This is a genomic window from Shouchella hunanensis (genome assembly GCF_028735875.1).
Lineage (GTDB): Bacteria > Bacillota > Bacilli > Bacillales > Bacillaceae_D > Shouchella > Shouchella hunanensis.
Window position 1 is genome coordinate 3,915,768 of the sequence record NZ_CP117834.1, and the last position, 15,054, is coordinate 3,930,821.

A 15,054-nucleotide genomic window follows, 5' to 3' on the forward strand; every position below is an offset into this window, starting at 1 on the left:
TCCCCTCCTTCATCTTTATGTATTGCCATTTAGTTGGTACACATAGGCCAAAACTTCAGCTACCGCTTCAAACATCTCTTCGTTGACTTGGTCATTCACTTGTAAGTTGGCATACATCGTCCGTGCAAGCCATACATTTTCAACCATTGGTACGTGATGTTCACGGGCAATTTTTTTTATTCTTTCTGCAGCATAATCCATTCCTTTAGCAAGAACATAAGGAGCATCCGCTTTCTCTTGATCGTATTTAAGAGCAACTGCAAAATGAGTCGGGTTCGTAATAATGACGTCTGCTTTTGGAACATCTTGTGCCAATCGTGCCATCGACATTTCCAATTGCTTCTGCTTTCGTCTTGCCCGAATTTTTGGATCACCTTCACTTGTCTTGTGCTCATCACGAATGTCTTTTTTCGACATTCGTATTTGCTTTTCATGATCGTACCGTTGATAAAGGTAATCGGGTATGGCTAAGATGAGCAAAAGAATAGCAGCGACAATCCCCATCATTAGCGCTAGTTCTCCTACAGTAACAGCACTCACTTCTATATTTTTTTGCGACAACAGTAAAACATCCTCAATGTTGATATACAAGACAATAACCACTGCTGCCCCAACAAAAACTATTTTTAAAATCGATTTCGCTAGCTCTACTAACGCTCTCGCAGAAAAGATTCGCTTTGCCCCTTTTATAGGGTCAAGCTTTTCAAGCTTTAGCTTTAATGGATCTGTTGTAAAAAGCGATCCTACTTGTAGAAAGCTCCCAAAAGCACCAGCAAGAACCGTAATAACCATGAGAGGCAACACAAGTATGGCCATATTCCACGTTAACTTCTGAAACAAGCTAGCAATGTTTGGCTCAGTCACATCAACATGAAGGAAGCGAGAAAGACTATCGAGCATCATTCCTTGTAAGCCACTAAAAATAGCTGGTCCCGCAAACAGCCATAAGATAATAAACGCTACAAAGAGCATAAGCGCTGTATTGACATCCTGACTCTTTGGAATTTGTCCTTTTTTTCTAGAATCTTGCCGCTTTTTCGGTGTTGCTTTTTCGGTTTTTTCATCAGCAAACCATTGTAAATCCATCACAAGTCTACTGTTCACCCTGATCCACCGAACCCTTCTAACAACTCCCGCATGGCAAGAATCATTTCTTTAAACAAATAGTTCATACTCATAAAGAAAACGCCGATATAAATAAAGAGAATAATAAGACCAGCCATTAGTTTAATTGGCATACCAACAACAAATACATTCATTTGTGGAACCGTTCTAGAGACAATCCCTAGCGCAATATCAACTAAAAATAAGGAACCAACTACTGGAAACGCCATCGAAACGCCAAAGGCAAATAGAAAGCCCATTAACATCGCGACCTGCTCGACTATTGCCCCTTGTGCTAATGGGAGAAACAATTGATCAATTGGTACAAACTCAAAGCTATACACAGCACCATCCAACAATAAATGATGACCGTCAATAATTAGTAAGTATAGTAGGGCGAATACATATAAGTAGCTACCAGTAAGTGGACTTTGCGCACCAGTTTGTGGATCAACAACGTTTGCAAGCATAAAGCCCATATGAAAATCAATTAATCCCCCAGCAATTTGCACAGCATACAAAAGCATCATCGCGACTAATCCAGTTAAAAGACCCACGAGTGCTTCTTTTATAAGTAAAATGGCGAACGTTGCATCTATTGAGACTGTCGGAAAATCAACTGACATAACAAGAAGCAGCGCAACGATACTAGCAATACCGACTTTAAAAGGTAGTGGAATCGTCCGATAGTTGTATAGCGGGAGCACAAGAAAGAAAGAAGCAATCCGAACGAAAACAAGTAAAAACGTCGGATACAATTGAATAAATACGTCCATTTAGCCAATATACCTAAATAAGTTGCTATAGATGCTATAGGTCATTTCCGTTAGCTGTGATAGCATCCATGGCCCAAGAATAACCAACCCAACTAAAACCCCAACGATTTTCGGGATGAAAGCAAGTGTTTGTTCTTGGATTTGTGTCGTTGCTTGAAAGATACTCACGAAAAGACCTAAAGCTAACGCAATAAGTAAAAGTGGTCCGGCGACAAGCAAAACCGTCCATACACCGCTTTGAGCTAGGTTCGTTACCGTTTCAAGATTCATACAACACGCTCCTTCCTATTGATAGCTAATGAGCAGACTCTGTACAACGAGATACCAGCCATCAACGAGAACAAATAACAAAATTTTAAAAGGTAATGCGATCATAACTGGCGGTAACATCATCATCCCCATTGACATTAAAATACTTGCGACAATCATATCGATGACAAGAAATGGAATAAATATTAGAAATCCAATTTGAAAGGCTGTTTTTAATTCGCTTATTGCAAACGCTGGGATAAGCGCTGTAATCGGCACATCTTCTAAAGTCTCAGGTTGCTCATAGCCGCCGTAGCCCATAAACAAAGCAAGATCCTTTTCTCTTGTGTGTTGCGCCATAAATTGCTTTATTGGCACAATCGCCGCATCGAGTGCCTCTTCTCCTGTAAGCTCACCCTCTGTTAGCGGAATATAAGCTGATTCATACACATCTTGGATCACTGGTGCCATAATAAAAAATGTCATAAAAAGAGCAAGTCCGATTAATACTTGATTGGGTGGTGTCGTTTGTGTTGCTAACCCTTGCCGGACAAAAGAAAGTACGATAATAATCCTCGTAAAGCAAGTCATTAAAATTAATATCCCTGGTGCAATCGACAAGATGGTTATGAGTAAAACAATTTGTAGCGTAGTTGCAATGGTGCCTTCATTTGTTAAGTCGACATTTAAAAACGAAAGAATAAACAAATCCATCATAGAGACTTCGGACCTTCATCATGCATTCTTACTTTCTTTTTCAACCCTTGATTCTCTAGATTTAAACGAGAAGTCAAGATGTCTTGAAACGTTGAAGACGATTGTCGTTGGTTATCTGCCGTCTTTAACCAAGGTAAAACTTGCGTTAGTCCACCTTGTTCCCCTTCAGGTTGATGCTTTTTGAGGATGGCTTCCATTTCATCTGAATCGTCTATCGTATCCAATAACTGAACTTGATCACTTACACCAATGACAAGTAGCTTTTCTCCAACACGCACCAGTTGTACCGATCGGTTGCCACCTAATGAGACACCAGAAAGCAACGACAGTCCTTTTGCTTCTTGAAAAGAACGTGAGCGTTTGTTTATAAACTTCAATAGCGTTACAAGTAAAAAAATCACAACAAGCAGCGCACCAATCATTTTTAATCCACTAACCCATGGAGATTCGGTTGCTACTGCCGTTTCCTCTACCTCGGCATCAGAAGAAGCACATGCTTCTGACTCCATTGCTTCTTGTACACTGCAATCTTTCGCTAAGGCGTGCTCGTGCTCTACAAGGGCAAAGCAAAGCACGACCACTACGAAAAGTAACCCCTTAACCGATTGCTTTAGAAATGGCATCAATGACCCGATCGGCTTGGAAAGGTTTGACAATAAAGTCTTTTGCCCCTGCTTGGATTGCATCAATAACCATTGCTTGTTGTCCCATTGCCGAGCACATAATGACATTAGCATTGGGATCATACTCTTTAATTTCCTTTAGTGCGCTTATCCCATCTTTGTCAGGCATTGTAATATCCATGGTTACTAAATCTGGAGCTGTTTCTTTGTATTTCTCAAGTGCTTCGTTTCCATCGTTCGCTTCTGCCACAACGGTATACCCATTTTTTTCTAAAATATCTTTTAACATCATTCTCATAAAAGCTGCATCATCTACAATTAAAATTTGTTTCGCCATCGTTGTTTTCTCCCTTTTTCTCAACTAATTCAAGTGATTAATTCGTTCTTTTTTACTAACGATATCTGTTATTCTAACGCCGAAATTCTCATCAATTACGACTACTTCTCCCTTAGCAATAAGTCGATCGTTTACGCGAACATCGACAGGTTCACCAGCTAATTTATCCAGCTCAATAATAGATCCTTGTGAAATCGTTAAAATTTCTTGTATCGTTTTTTTCGTTCTACCTAGTTCCACCTTTACTTCTAAAGGTATTTCTAAGAGCATATCTAAATTTTTCATCTCGCTATCTGGTAAGTTTGGTTTTTCAAAATTAGAAAAGACCGCTTTTTCTACAAGATGCTCTTTCGCCATAGTTGGAGTTGGTTGTTTAACGCGATTCGGTTCCTCTTCTTGTTTAAAGAATGTAGGTTCTTCAACCGGTTCCTCTTTTTCTACATGCGTTGCTTCAACTTCATTTGTTTCTCCGAGCAAGGCTTGCGCATAACTTTTTCCAAATGGCACGTTAATAATCTGTAATAATTGTGAGTCAATTAAATCACCTAACTTCAACGAAAATGAAATACCGATAAGATGATCGCCTTCTGGCACATACTCCGGTTTTTTTTGTGAATTAAAGTCGACAATTTGCACCCGAGGAGGGGAAATATCGACTCTCCTATTAAATAATGTTGACATTGATGTTGAAGCAGACCCCATCATTTGATTCATCGCTTCTTGGACAGCACTTAAGTGCATATCTGTTAACGTTTCATCTGGTTGCTCGCCAGTACCACCTAACATTAAGTCTGCTATAATGGCAGCATCTTTGGTCGTAATAACGAATAAATTAGAGCCTTCAAAGCCCTCTGTATAATCAACATGAACAACGACATGAGGATGAGGGAACAAATCATGTAATGTGGATTGATCAATTGACTTAACAGTAGGCGTTGTTATTTCCACTTTTTGATTTAACAAAGTGGATAGTGCTGTCGCTGAGCTCCCAAAAGAAATATTTCCTATTTCACCAATGGTGTCTTGCTCCATCGGTGTGAGAATATCAGTAATTTCCACTGTTTCAAGCTCATGCTCTTCGTCATTTTTCTCGGGGGCAGATGAGTCATCTTCTTTTAACCCTTGTAATAATGCGTTAATTTCGTCTTGAGAAAGAGGTCTATCATTCATCTTCCGTTCCTCCTACAATATCTGTCACCTGAATAGCCATCCTGTCTCGTTGTAAGCCTGGTTGGCCCTTAAATTTTAATGCGCCACCGACATTCATATGTAAAGGTGATGATAGTTCTTGGTCTAGCGTTATAACATCATCGATGCTTAGTTTTAAAAACTCTTCAATTGTAATAGTAGACCTTCCTAATTCTACAGCGACATCAATTGTGGTTTTTTTCAGCTGTCGGTTCATCATTTCTTCTTCTTCAGGCGAAATGGAACGTCTTTGCTCTTGGAACCAATGATGATTAGTCAACTTAGGTAATACGTCTTCTAAGACAACATGTGGTAAACAGATTGTCATTAACCCAGACGTCTCTGCAATACTCGTCGCTAGTGAAATGACAACAACCGTTTCATTCGGCGAAACCATCTGCAAAAAGTGTGGGTTAACTTCTGTTACTTCTGAAACCGGTTCAAGTTGAACGACAGATGACCACGCTTCTGCAAAACTTCGAACCATTGAATCAAACAGTCCGGAAAGGATGTTCTTCTCAATATCCGTTAAATTATCAATTTTGTTAATGCTTGTTCCTCTACCACCAAGCACACGATCAAACATCGCATAAGCAACATTGGGGTTTGTTTCAAGCAAAAATCGACCACTCAACGGTCTTGGTTCAACTACATTTAAAAACGTCATCGACGGTATGGAACGAACATATTCTTCGTATGGCACTTGCTCCACTGACGCAACTTGAATCTGAACAAGTGAACGGAGCCTTGCAGAAAAATAAGTTGTTAAAATGCGTGCGTAGTTTTCATGAATGCGTGACAAGTTTCTCATCTGGTCTTTAGAAAAACGAAGGGCGCGTTTAAAATCGTACGTTCGCACCTTTTTTTCCGCTTCAACCTTTAATAAGTCCTCTGCACTCTTTTCACCGGTTGTTAATGCTGAAAGAAGTTCGTCAATCTCCCCTTGTGACAATACATCTGCCATAAGCTCACCTCTTCTTTACTGAACAACTTTAGTCGTAGTATATACCGCTTCCACACTCCCAGAATCGAGGTGTTGGTTTAATTGCGCCTTCATTTCTTCTTCTAGCTCTTGGATGCCTTCTGCACCTAACAAATCTTCTGCTGATGTTTCAGCTAATGCTAACAGGACCACATGCTTGACTTGAAAATCCCGCTCTTCAAGTTCCGTTAATGTGGTTGCATCATCAAGCTGAATACGAAACTGGGCACGGATAAATTCACCGCTTTTTAAATTGGTCGTAATTTCTTCTGTGTCAAATGAGCGTTTATTAATGTTCTCAATAGAAGCATTTGCTTGCTCTGTGTCATTATGAAATGGACCTATCCCTAAAAGATACAGCCCTCCTACAAGAAGAGCAGCACCCATAACAATACTGAGGAAAACACCTATAATACGTTTACTCATTCTTCATCCACTCTTTGCTGCTTATAGGAACCAACGAGCCCAATCTCTCTCATGGCTTGATTGATGTTCTTACCTACCGTTTCTATTGAATCAGCAACAACGATTTTCTTGCCGCTCACGAGTGTAATCGTCGTATCAGGGTGCGCTTCAATTTGCTCGATTAATAATAGATTTAAGAGCATGGAACGCCCGTTTAATCGCGTAACCGAAATCATAGTTATCTCCTATCTCTTTAAGTTAACAATTTCTTGTAATATTTCATCAGATGTAGTGATCACTCGGGAATTAGCCTGAAACCCTCGTTGTGCCACGATCATTTCTGTAAATTCATCGGTTAAATCTACATTGGACATTTCTAAAAATCCACTTTGAACTTCTCCAGCTCCATTAGTATCAGTTATGTTTGGTGCTCCAGAAGCTGCCGTTGCTGAAAATAAATTGCCGCCTACCTTTGTTAATCCATCAGGATTTGCAAAAGTCGCAACTTGTAACGTTGTCCCTGGCGCATCGGAGCCAACAAAGTTTATCGTTCCTTCAGAATCAATCGTCACTTCTGTTGCATCCTCTGGTACCTCAATTCGTTCGCCAGCTTGATTGAGTAAATACGCTCCAGAACTGTTGACAATGTTATTGTTTGAATCAATATAGAAGTTTCCAGCCCTTGTGTAGTATGTTTCTCCATTTGATTGGACTGCGAAAAAACCAGCACCGTTCATCATTAAATCTAAGCTACGACCCGTGTATTGCGCAGGACCCTCGCCATGAACCGTATCAATCGCTCCTACAGTCGAACCTGTACCTACTTGCTGCGGATTTACACCGCCTTGATTCGCACCTGGGGCAAGAGCTGATTGCATTTGTTGACTCATTAGATCTTGGAACATGACGCGCCCTTTTTTAAAACCGTGCGTATTAACATTGGCGATATTATTTCCGATGACATCTAACTTTGTTTGAAACCCTTTCATGCCTGAAATGCCTGAATACATTGATCGAATCATGCTTATCGCTCCTTTTCTGTTTGTGTAGCCTGTGTAATTTGTAATAAATGACCTGCTTTAATCCATTCATCACGATTAATTTCGACGATTAGTTCTCCGTTTTTATCATACTTTACAGCGGTTACCTCTCCACTGCCTTCCTTATCTTCATTTTTCCAGGTCACATGTTTACCGATTAATTCACTTAAACTCATAAGCTGCTGACTTTTCTGATCTAAATACATATATTGCATCGTTGCATTTAGCTGAGTTAACTGCTCTAGCTGAGAAAAGGTTGCCAATTGCGCAATATATTCTCGATCTTCCATAGGATTTGTTGGGTCTTGATGCTGTAGTTGAGTGATTAATAGTTTTAAAAAAGCTTCTTGACCTAAAGGATTCGATTGTGACTTCGCTTGTTGCTTTTGTGAGGAAAGCATTAGACTTGGATCAATTTGCGTCATACTCATTCACTCCCCTACTTAATATAGTGGACATCCAGTCTTGAAAATCAGTTGTTTTTTTCTTTTGAGCCGCCTCTAGCAATCGTTGTTTTCTCATCTGGTCATTTTCCTCTTGACGCCCTTGCTGCTTTTCTTGCTCAGACCAATCATCTTCCATCTTCACCACTTCGACTTTTGTATCCTGTAAGGAACTAAGCTGACGAAGTTGATTAAGAGAGCGATCTAATGCTTCTTTCGCCGTCTGGCGCTCAGCGATAATTTTCACTACGAATCCTTGGCCTTGCTGCATAAATTGAATGGTTACTCTTCCAAGAGACTCAGGGTGAAGCTTAACGAGCACCTGCTGGTGTCGCTCAGCTGTATAGGTTGTTTTAGCTGCACGAATAATTCTCAGAAGTTGGCGGGTTAATAGCGAGTCATTTGACTCTTGTGGTTTTACAGGCTCCGCTACCACCTTGCCTACCGGCTGCTTGTCAACTACGTATCGTTCCCCCGCGTGCATACGATCATCTTGTTTGGTCGGTTCTGAAGAGATTGTCACCGTATGTGTATGTTGCTGACGAGTCGTTCCCGATTGCGATAACTCTTTTTGCGCATGCTCTTCTGTTAAGCCATGCTTCTCCATATTGAGGAGGTCGAGATCATCTGCACTTGCCTCTTCCACTTGACCATCATTTGAATGCAAGAGCTTCTCGTCTAACGTTCTCATTTTCACAACATCTGTCGTTCCTTTTTTTAACGAAGCTTGCTCTATGTCTTGCGGCTCTATCTCTTGTTGCTTTATATTTTCTTGCTTTAAAGGCAACTCTTCTTCCTGTACGATCATGTCAGCAGAAACTTGAGGCCTTTCCTCATTCACTACTCGTCCATTCAATCGAGGGACGGCTCCATCAAATGGTGTTGCTTCACTTTCAATAAACGGCATGGATGCATCCGCTTTATTTAGCAACACTGATTCACTACGTTGTCCGTCATAAGAAGTCCTTGTTCCTTCTACCGATTGAATCATGACCGGCCGCGTCTCCGTGTCTTTATACTGCCCATCGTCTATTCTCAAAGAAGTATGAAGCTTTTGAGTCGACTGTGGCATTGGAATTTCAGATAAATCGGATGCTTTGACTTGCTTTGTTTCCCCTATTTGATTGGACGTTTCGCTCACTTCTGCTGAATAAAAAGTTTGCTTATTTACTATGTGCGATTCATCTACAAGCTTATCTTCTTTTATAGGTACGTCTTGCTCTAAATGGGGCATTAATTCTGTAAGATAAAGCATACTTGCCACTTCATGATTCCCCTGTAATGGCGTTTGCGATTGATTGTCGTGTGCGACTATCAGCTCACCGTCTAGTTGCTCTTCCTTATGATTCCTTTCCATTTGCCAAGAAACTTGTTCCTTGAATAAATCCATTGTAGTTGAAAATAAAGTCGTTTCCATAGACTTTGGAGAGCCTCTTTTCGTAAGAGTAGAGCCAACAATGGTTGAGCGACCTTCCATTACTGTATTTGCTTGGTGCGTCATTTTCTTAGCCACCCTCATTCGCTAATCGTTCTATTAATTCAGCTCCTTTTTCAGCCGGTAAACGTCCTATGATTGAAGCTCTTAGTGATTCATCCATTGCTTGTACATGTGCGAACGCTTCCTCAAAGGGGAGTTCATCGATAATCGCTGCTGCCCGCTTAGATGACATTTCTTTATATGTATTTACAACAGAACGGAGTCGGTTCTCCTGTTCGGTATTCACATTCACTTGCTCCGGAACGGTAGCTGTTTCCTGTACACTAGTTTCTTCTTCTGACGCTTGCGAAGTACTACTCATTACCGCTAATTCATTTTCTGTTTCACGAAGCTGTGTTTGTAATTGTATGATTTCTTGTTCCAACTCTGCTATCGTTTCTTCAACTGCCTGATCCACATCAGAACGATTTTCCTGGAACAGAGATCCTGCGCTTGGTAAGCCAAATAATGGACCTATATAAATATAGCCAACAATGAGCAGCAGAATGAACGGTACAAATATAGAGACGAGAAGCATTTTTGATTGTTTCCGCTTGTCTTTCTTCATCCGATTAAAGCCCGATTAAACTGATTTACACTTATTTCATCCATTTGCTGTTGTTCACGTTTCCGTTCATCCTGCTCGTATTGCTGTGCTTGTCTTTCTTTTAACCGTTCAAATTGCTTGTGTGAACGCGCAGTAAATTGATACCGTTCTTCTTGTCTCTGCATTTCCACTCGTGCTTGATCTGTTTCTTCTTTAATTTTCATAATAGCCTTCTCTAGCTGTGAAAGATAAAGCGACATTTGTACACACTCACTCACTTTCATTCCTACAGCTTGATTTGAATGAACTGATTTCTCAAGCGTTTCTTTCTCTTTCAATCGTTCATATAAAGACGTTGCCGTACGTTCGAAAGAAGCTCGTGCCAAGTCGACTTGTTTTTTTGCTTGGATTTGATCATGTTTCTTCACATCCATTACTTGTTGAAGAGAAAATGAAAATGTCATTATTCTTTCTTTACTCCTTTCACTAAGTGCATCATTTCGGCGAATGTAGACGAGAAATCATAACATTCGCCAGAGCGCTGTGACAAAAACTGCAACAGCTGCGGCATCGCTTCAATCGCACGGTCGATTGCCGGCGACGCACCCTGCTTATAGGCACCAAGCTGTATTAAATCTTCTGTTTCTTCATAATCAGCAAGCCAGCGTCTCATTTCTTTTGCAGCTTGAGCATGATCGTCGCTTACTAACTCACTCATTAAACGACTAACACTTTTCAACAAATGAATTGCTGGAAACTGTCCTTTGTTTGCCAAACCTCGATCAAGAATAAAATGCCCATCTAAAATACCACGGACAGCATCTGCAATTGGCTCATTCATGTCATCCCCGTCAACTAAGACAGTGTAAAATGCGGTAATGGTCCCTTTTTCACTCGTACCTGCTCGCTCTAATAATTGCGGTAACTTTGCAAACACAGATGGTGGATACCCTTTGGAAGTTGGGGGCTCACCAATCGCTAGTCCGATTTCTCGATGGGCCATAGCAAAACGTGTAACAGAGTCCATCATTAAGTTAACCGCCAGACCTTGATCACGGAAATATTCTGCGATAGCGGTTGCGGTTAAAGCACCTTTTACTCGCTGTAAAGGGGGTTGATCAGAGGTTACGACAATCAGTACAGATTTCTGTAATCCTTCTGGGCCAAGATCTCTTTCAATAAAATCCCTTACTTCCCTGCCCCTCTCACCGATAAGAGCAATAACGTTCACATCTGCATCCGACTGTTTTGCAATCATTGACATCAACGTACTTTTACCGACGCCACTTCCAGCAAAAATTCCAACGCGTTGCCCTTTCCCCATCGTGAGCATGCTATCAATAGCTTTCACCCCAACGCTCATTGTTTCACTAATTCGAGGTCGAGTCATTGGTGGAGGCGGCTCACTGTCAGCTGGATAAAACCTATCAAAAGAATCTATGTGCCCATCAGCGAGGTCAAATGGTGTACCGACACCGTCTACTAATTTCCCAATCAATGCAGGTCCCACTGGAATCATTAAGGATTGTTTTGTTGTTTCCACTAAGCTACCTAATTCTATATGATCGATGCGATCAAGAGGCATGAGCAATACACGGTCGTGGTCAAAGCCAACAACTTCTGCACGAATCTTCTTTTTTTTATCTTGACCTGTCCATATATAACAGAGCTCTCCGATAAACGATCGAGGTCCTGACGATTCAATCGTTAGTCCCGTCACTTTCTTCACTTGTCCGTACCATTTATAAAGTGTGCTCGCCTCGACTTGATCAATTAGTTGTTTCCACATAGTCTTTTCCTATCACACGCATTAGTTGTTGTTTTAATTCAAGTAGCTGTGTATCTAAAGAAGCATCAAGCCGCCCCGCATTCGTAACAATGACACATTCTGTTTCATTCCTTTGAGCGTCTGGAATAATTCTAAAATCTTGGCATGCTGGTAGCTGTTGCTGAAGCTCTGCTTTCGAATCAACAAGCTTTTTATACCATGAAGGGTGTACATACACTTTAATTAATTCCATATCTTTCACTTCTTGCAAAATTTGGGCGAGCATTGTAGCAAGCGTATTCTCATGTTCTAACTCACTTTTTAACACACGCCTTACGATGGAAAGAGCCAGCTCAATTAAAAACGGTTCATTTCTTTCAATCGATTGCTCCACTTCGTCTTGAGCTTGCTCCAATAAATGACGTGCTTCTGTTAACTTCCCTTCATAAATCGACAGCGCCTGAGATTCGCCGGCGTTAAAACCGGTTTCATATCCTTCTGATTGTGCTTGTAGCTTACGTTCTTCCCATTGTTGTTCCAATTGGGTTGCTCGTTCCGCTAGTTCTACATCAATCTGTTGAGCGCGTGCTCTTGCTTCCATTAGAATAGCCTCAGCTTCTCGGTTCGCTTGAGCGACAAGTTGCTTGCTGTCATCGTCCAACGTCTTAACTACTTCTATGTCAGACTTAGATTCAATTTCAGATGGAAGGTTCTGTTCTATTTGCTGGATACCAATGGCTCGTTTTTTAGACAACTCTGTGCTTACACGAATAACGTTAGACAAGGATGTCCTCTCCATTCGTTCGCGCTAAAACGATTTCACCCATATCTTCAAGGTCACGAATTTTCGCAACAATTCTAGACTGGGCTTCTTCTACATCTCGTAAACGAACCGGACCCATATATTCCATTTCATCTCTAAACGCCTCAGCCATACGCTGTGACATATTTGAAAAGATCGATTCTTTCACATCATCACTCGCTACTTTTAAGGCCAACTGTAAATCATCGTTTTGTACGTCTCGAATAACACGCTGAATAGCTCTCTTTTCAAGAGTAACAATATCCTCGAACACAAACATTCGTTTCTTAATTTCTTCTGCTAGCTCTGGATCTTGGATATACAATCCATCAAGGATCGTTCGTTCTGTGGATCGGTCGACTCCGTTTAACACCTCTACAACGGCTTCGATCCCGCCAGCCTCTGTATAGTCTTGGGTAATCGTTTGTGATAATTTTTCTTCTAATACTTTCTCTACTTGCGAGATCACTTCTGGTGAAGAGCGATCCATCATGGCAATTCTTCGCGCTACATCGGTTTGAATCATTTCGGGTAAAGATGAAATAATTTGACCAGCTTGCTTTGATGGAATATACGATAGGACAACAGCAATTGTTTGAGGATGCTCATGCTGTATAAAATTCAAGATTTGCGATGGATCCAGTTTTCTTGCAAAATCAAACGGACGGACTTGAATGGTTGCTGCCAAACGGTCAATAACAGAAGCAGCTTCTTCTTCACCTAACGCTTTTTCTAAAACAGATCGGGCATAACCAATGCCCCCTTGCGACAAATATTCTCTCGCATCAACAATGGCTTTAAATTCATCTAGCACATTCGCTTGCGTCTCTTTATCAATTTTTCGAACTGCAGAAATTTCAAGTGACAACAATTCAATTTCTTCTTCCGATAAATGCTTGTATACTTGTGCAGCTGAATCTGGGCCAAGCGAAATTAACAATACTGCCGCTTTTTGTTTCCCAGTTAATTGTACGATAGCCAAGCGATCACACTCCTTTACTAATCCTCAGACAACCACGTTCTAAGTAATTTAGAAAATTCTTCTGGGTTTTGATTCGCTAATTGATTCAACTCTTTCAGTTGCTTTTTCTCTTCTTTCTCTTCTTTTTCATTAAAGCGGATGGGCTCATCTTCTTCTATATCTAAATGGGTGCTCTGATCTTCTATCGCTATTGTATCTGCTTGTTTACGAGTCCGAATTAAAAGAACAATAAGCAAGACGATAAACAGAAGTAACGCTACAGCTGCGATGATCATCCACATCGGAATGCCTTGTGCAGGTTGCTCATTTTCGATTTGGGCCGATTCAGCGAACGGAACAGACGAGATGGAGACTCGATTCGTTGCTGCTGGAGCCTCTTCTACCGTTGCTGGTATCGTTGTCTCAACAATTGTATTGAGCATTGCTGATAGATTGTCCATTTGCTGAGCCGGAAGCTGCATCATTCCTTCTGGCGGATTAACCATAGCCTGTATGCTTACATCTCGAATCCGATAGGGGCTTTCAATAATTTCTTTATGGATTCGGTTAAATTCATAATTAATGCGTTCTTCAGTACGTTCTGACTCACTGTCTCCTCCAGCAACCGTTCCAGTGTAATTTGGAATTTCATCACCAGTACCAGCTACGCCACCTTCACCAGCTCCTGTACCTTCATAAAATTCGGTAATACGTTCTGCACTAACCGCTAACCCTTCCATGTCCTCTTCATTAATAGGCTCAACTAAGTCTTCTGTTCGCTGTTCCTGGGTAAAATCAATATCTGTTGTGACAGAGACAATGGCATTATTTGGTCCAACAACGGCATGAAGAAGTTGCATAATGGTTTGCTCTAAATCTGCTTCAATTTGTTGTTTAATTTCTCTTTGAGATTCAAACGAACCAGCTGCGTATGATGAATCTTCTTCTTGATATGTATAACTCATAAAATTTGAATCAGATAAAACGATATTTTCTACTGGTAGATTCGGTACGCTTCTTGCTATTAAGTGATAGAGTGCTTTTACTTGAGTTTGATCGAGGGTTGTACCCGGAGCTAAATCCAATACAACAGCGGCTGTAGCTGATTCTTGACCTGAATTTAACCAAACGCTGTCTTCCGCCAACGTAATAACAACATTGGCATTTTGTACACCTGATATGCTGCTTATTAACCCTGCTAACTCTGTCTGCATGAGAGAGCGTTCAATGACGGTGAATTCATTATCCGTCATCCCAAATCCCATTTGCTCTTGAAAGAAACTATAATCAATGCTTCCGCTTTGCGGTAATCCTTCGGCTGCTAAATCAACTTTTAAACGGTCCACTTCTCGCTCCGGAACGAGGATGGTTGTACCATCATTTGCTACTTCCGTTGTAACCCCTCTGCTTTCAAGTACTTCTTGAATTTGACCAGCCTCTGCTAGCGATAAATTGCTGTATAAAGGTGCATAATTTGTACGAAAGCTGAGCGCAATAAGCGCGGCAATAAGTAGCATTAGGACGAATACACTTGCCACAAGTAACACTTTCTGTATTTTTGTTCGCTCATTCCATTGAAGCTTTGCCTTATTTGCTATGTTCGTTACTTTTTCGTTCATGACGCCTCCACATAGA

Annotated in this window: 19 protein-coding genes; all 19 read right to left on the reverse strand. The window is 40.9% G+C overall.

The features are described from left to right. Positions 1-15 precede the first annotated feature (15 nt). From flhB to fliF, 19 genes are read right to left on the reverse strand one after another with little or no spacing between them, the layout of a single operon-like run. Positions 16-1,104: a flagellar biosynthesis protein FlhB gene (gene flhB / locus PQ477_RS20060; protein ID WP_246117037.1), complete on the reverse strand. Its 1,089-nt coding sequence runs from the start codon at positions 1,102-1,104 to the stop codon at positions 16-18. After that, positions 1,101-1,880, reverse strand: a complete 780-nt coding sequence (gene fliR / locus PQ477_RS20065) for a flagellar biosynthetic protein FliR (protein ID WP_274272759.1) — start codon at positions 1,878-1,880, stop codon at positions 1,101-1,103. The genes flhB and fliR overlap by 4 nt, the downstream gene beginning before the upstream one ends. Further along, on the reverse strand, positions 1,881-2,150 hold the full coding sequence (gene fliQ, locus PQ477_RS20070) for a flagellar biosynthesis protein FliQ (protein ID WP_038480712.1): 270 nt from the start codon (positions 2,148-2,150) through the stop codon (positions 1,881-1,883). Between the two features lie 15 nt (positions 2,151-2,165). Then, positions 2,166-2,846, reverse strand: a complete 681-nt coding sequence (gene fliP, locus PQ477_RS20075) for a flagellar type III secretion system pore protein FliP (protein WP_274272760.1) — start codon at positions 2,844-2,846, stop codon at positions 2,166-2,168. Further along, on the reverse strand, positions 2,843-3,427 hold the full coding sequence (locus PQ477_RS20080; RefSeq protein ID WP_274272761.1) for a flagellar biosynthetic protein FliO: 585 nt from the start codon (positions 3,425-3,427) through the stop codon (positions 2,843-2,845). Before PQ477_RS20080 ends, fliP begins: the two co-directional genes overlap by 4 nt. 16 nt (positions 3,428-3,443) lie before the next feature. Next, positions 3,444-3,806 carry a response regulator gene (locus tag PQ477_RS20085; protein ID WP_035398530.1) on the reverse strand — a complete coding sequence of 121 codons (363 nt, stop codon included), beginning with the start codon at positions 3,804-3,806 and terminating at the stop codon, positions 3,444-3,446. Positions 3,807-3,830: 24 nt separating this feature from the next. Then, the gene (fliY, locus tag PQ477_RS20090; protein ID WP_144559169.1) at positions 3,831-4,976 is read right to left on the reverse strand and encodes a flagellar motor switch phosphatase FliY; all 1,146 of its coding nucleotides are present in this window, start codon (positions 4,974-4,976) and stop codon (positions 3,831-3,833) included. After that, complete coding sequence (fliM, locus tag PQ477_RS20095; protein WP_144559170.1) at positions 4,969-5,958, reverse strand: flagellar motor switch protein FliM; 990 nt, start codon at positions 5,956-5,958, stop codon at positions 4,969-4,971. Before fliM ends, fliY begins: the two co-directional genes overlap by 8 nt. A gap of 15 nt (positions 5,959-5,973) precedes the next feature. Then, on the reverse strand, positions 5,974-6,402 hold the full coding sequence (fliL, locus tag PQ477_RS20100) for a flagellar basal body-associated protein FliL (protein WP_060703998.1): 429 nt from the start codon (positions 6,400-6,402) through the stop codon (positions 5,974-5,976). Continuing rightward, positions 6,399-6,617: a flagellar FlbD family protein gene (locus PQ477_RS20105; protein ID WP_060703997.1), complete on the reverse strand. Its 219-nt coding sequence runs from the start codon at positions 6,615-6,617 to the stop codon at positions 6,399-6,401. The genes fliL and PQ477_RS20105 overlap by 4 nt, the downstream gene beginning before the upstream one ends. Before the next feature lie 9 nt (positions 6,618-6,626). Then, the gene (gene flgG, locus PQ477_RS20110; protein WP_124742214.1) at positions 6,627-7,403 is read right to left on the reverse strand and encodes a flagellar basal body rod protein FlgG; all 777 of its coding nucleotides are present in this window, start codon (positions 7,401-7,403) and stop codon (positions 6,627-6,629) included. Between the two features lie 2 nt (positions 7,404-7,405). Then, a complete protein-coding gene (flgD, locus tag PQ477_RS20115; protein ID WP_052008311.1) occupies positions 7,406-7,846 on the reverse strand; it encodes a flagellar hook assembly protein FlgD in 441 nt (146 codons plus the stop codon). Continuing rightward, the gene (locus tag PQ477_RS20120; protein WP_274272762.1) at positions 7,833-9,365 is read right to left on the reverse strand and encodes a flagellar hook-length control protein FliK; all 1,533 of its coding nucleotides are present in this window, start codon (positions 9,363-9,365) and stop codon (positions 7,833-7,835) included. The genes flgD and PQ477_RS20120 overlap by 14 nt, the downstream gene beginning before the upstream one ends. A 4-nt stretch (positions 9,366-9,369) precedes the next feature. Next, positions 9,370-9,909, reverse strand: a complete 540-nt coding sequence (locus PQ477_RS20125) for a magnesium transporter MgtE N-terminal domain-containing protein (RefSeq protein ID WP_060703993.1) — start codon at positions 9,907-9,909, stop codon at positions 9,370-9,372. After that, entirely contained in the window at positions 9,906-10,352 is a 447-nt protein-coding gene (gene fliJ, locus PQ477_RS20130; RefSeq protein ID WP_035399096.1) for a flagellar export protein FliJ, read from the reverse strand. The genes PQ477_RS20125 and fliJ overlap by 4 nt, the downstream gene beginning before the upstream one ends. Continuing rightward, positions 10,352-11,677, reverse strand: a complete 1,326-nt coding sequence (locus PQ477_RS20135) for a FliI/YscN family ATPase (protein ID WP_060703991.1) — start codon at positions 11,675-11,677, stop codon at positions 10,352-10,354. Before PQ477_RS20135 ends, fliJ begins: the two co-directional genes overlap by 1 nt. Continuing rightward, positions 11,658-12,440 carry a flagellar assembly protein FliH gene (gene fliH, locus PQ477_RS20140; protein WP_186370619.1) on the reverse strand — a complete coding sequence of 261 codons (783 nt, stop codon included), beginning with the start codon at positions 12,438-12,440 and terminating at the stop codon, positions 11,658-11,660. The genes PQ477_RS20135 and fliH overlap by 20 nt, the downstream gene beginning before the upstream one ends. Then, positions 12,433-13,440, reverse strand: coding sequence for a flagellar motor switch protein FliG (gene fliG / locus PQ477_RS20145; protein ID WP_035396968.1), 1,008 nt, complete (start codon positions 13,438-13,440; stop codon positions 12,433-12,435). Before fliG ends, fliH begins: the two co-directional genes overlap by 8 nt. A 17-nt stretch (positions 13,441-13,457) precedes the next feature. Next, the gene (fliF, locus tag PQ477_RS20150) at positions 13,458-15,038 is read right to left on the reverse strand and encodes a flagellar basal-body MS-ring/collar protein FliF (RefSeq protein WP_274272763.1); all 1,581 of its coding nucleotides are present in this window, start codon (positions 15,036-15,038) and stop codon (positions 13,458-13,460) included. Between the last annotated feature and the right edge of the window lie 16 nt (positions 15,039-15,054).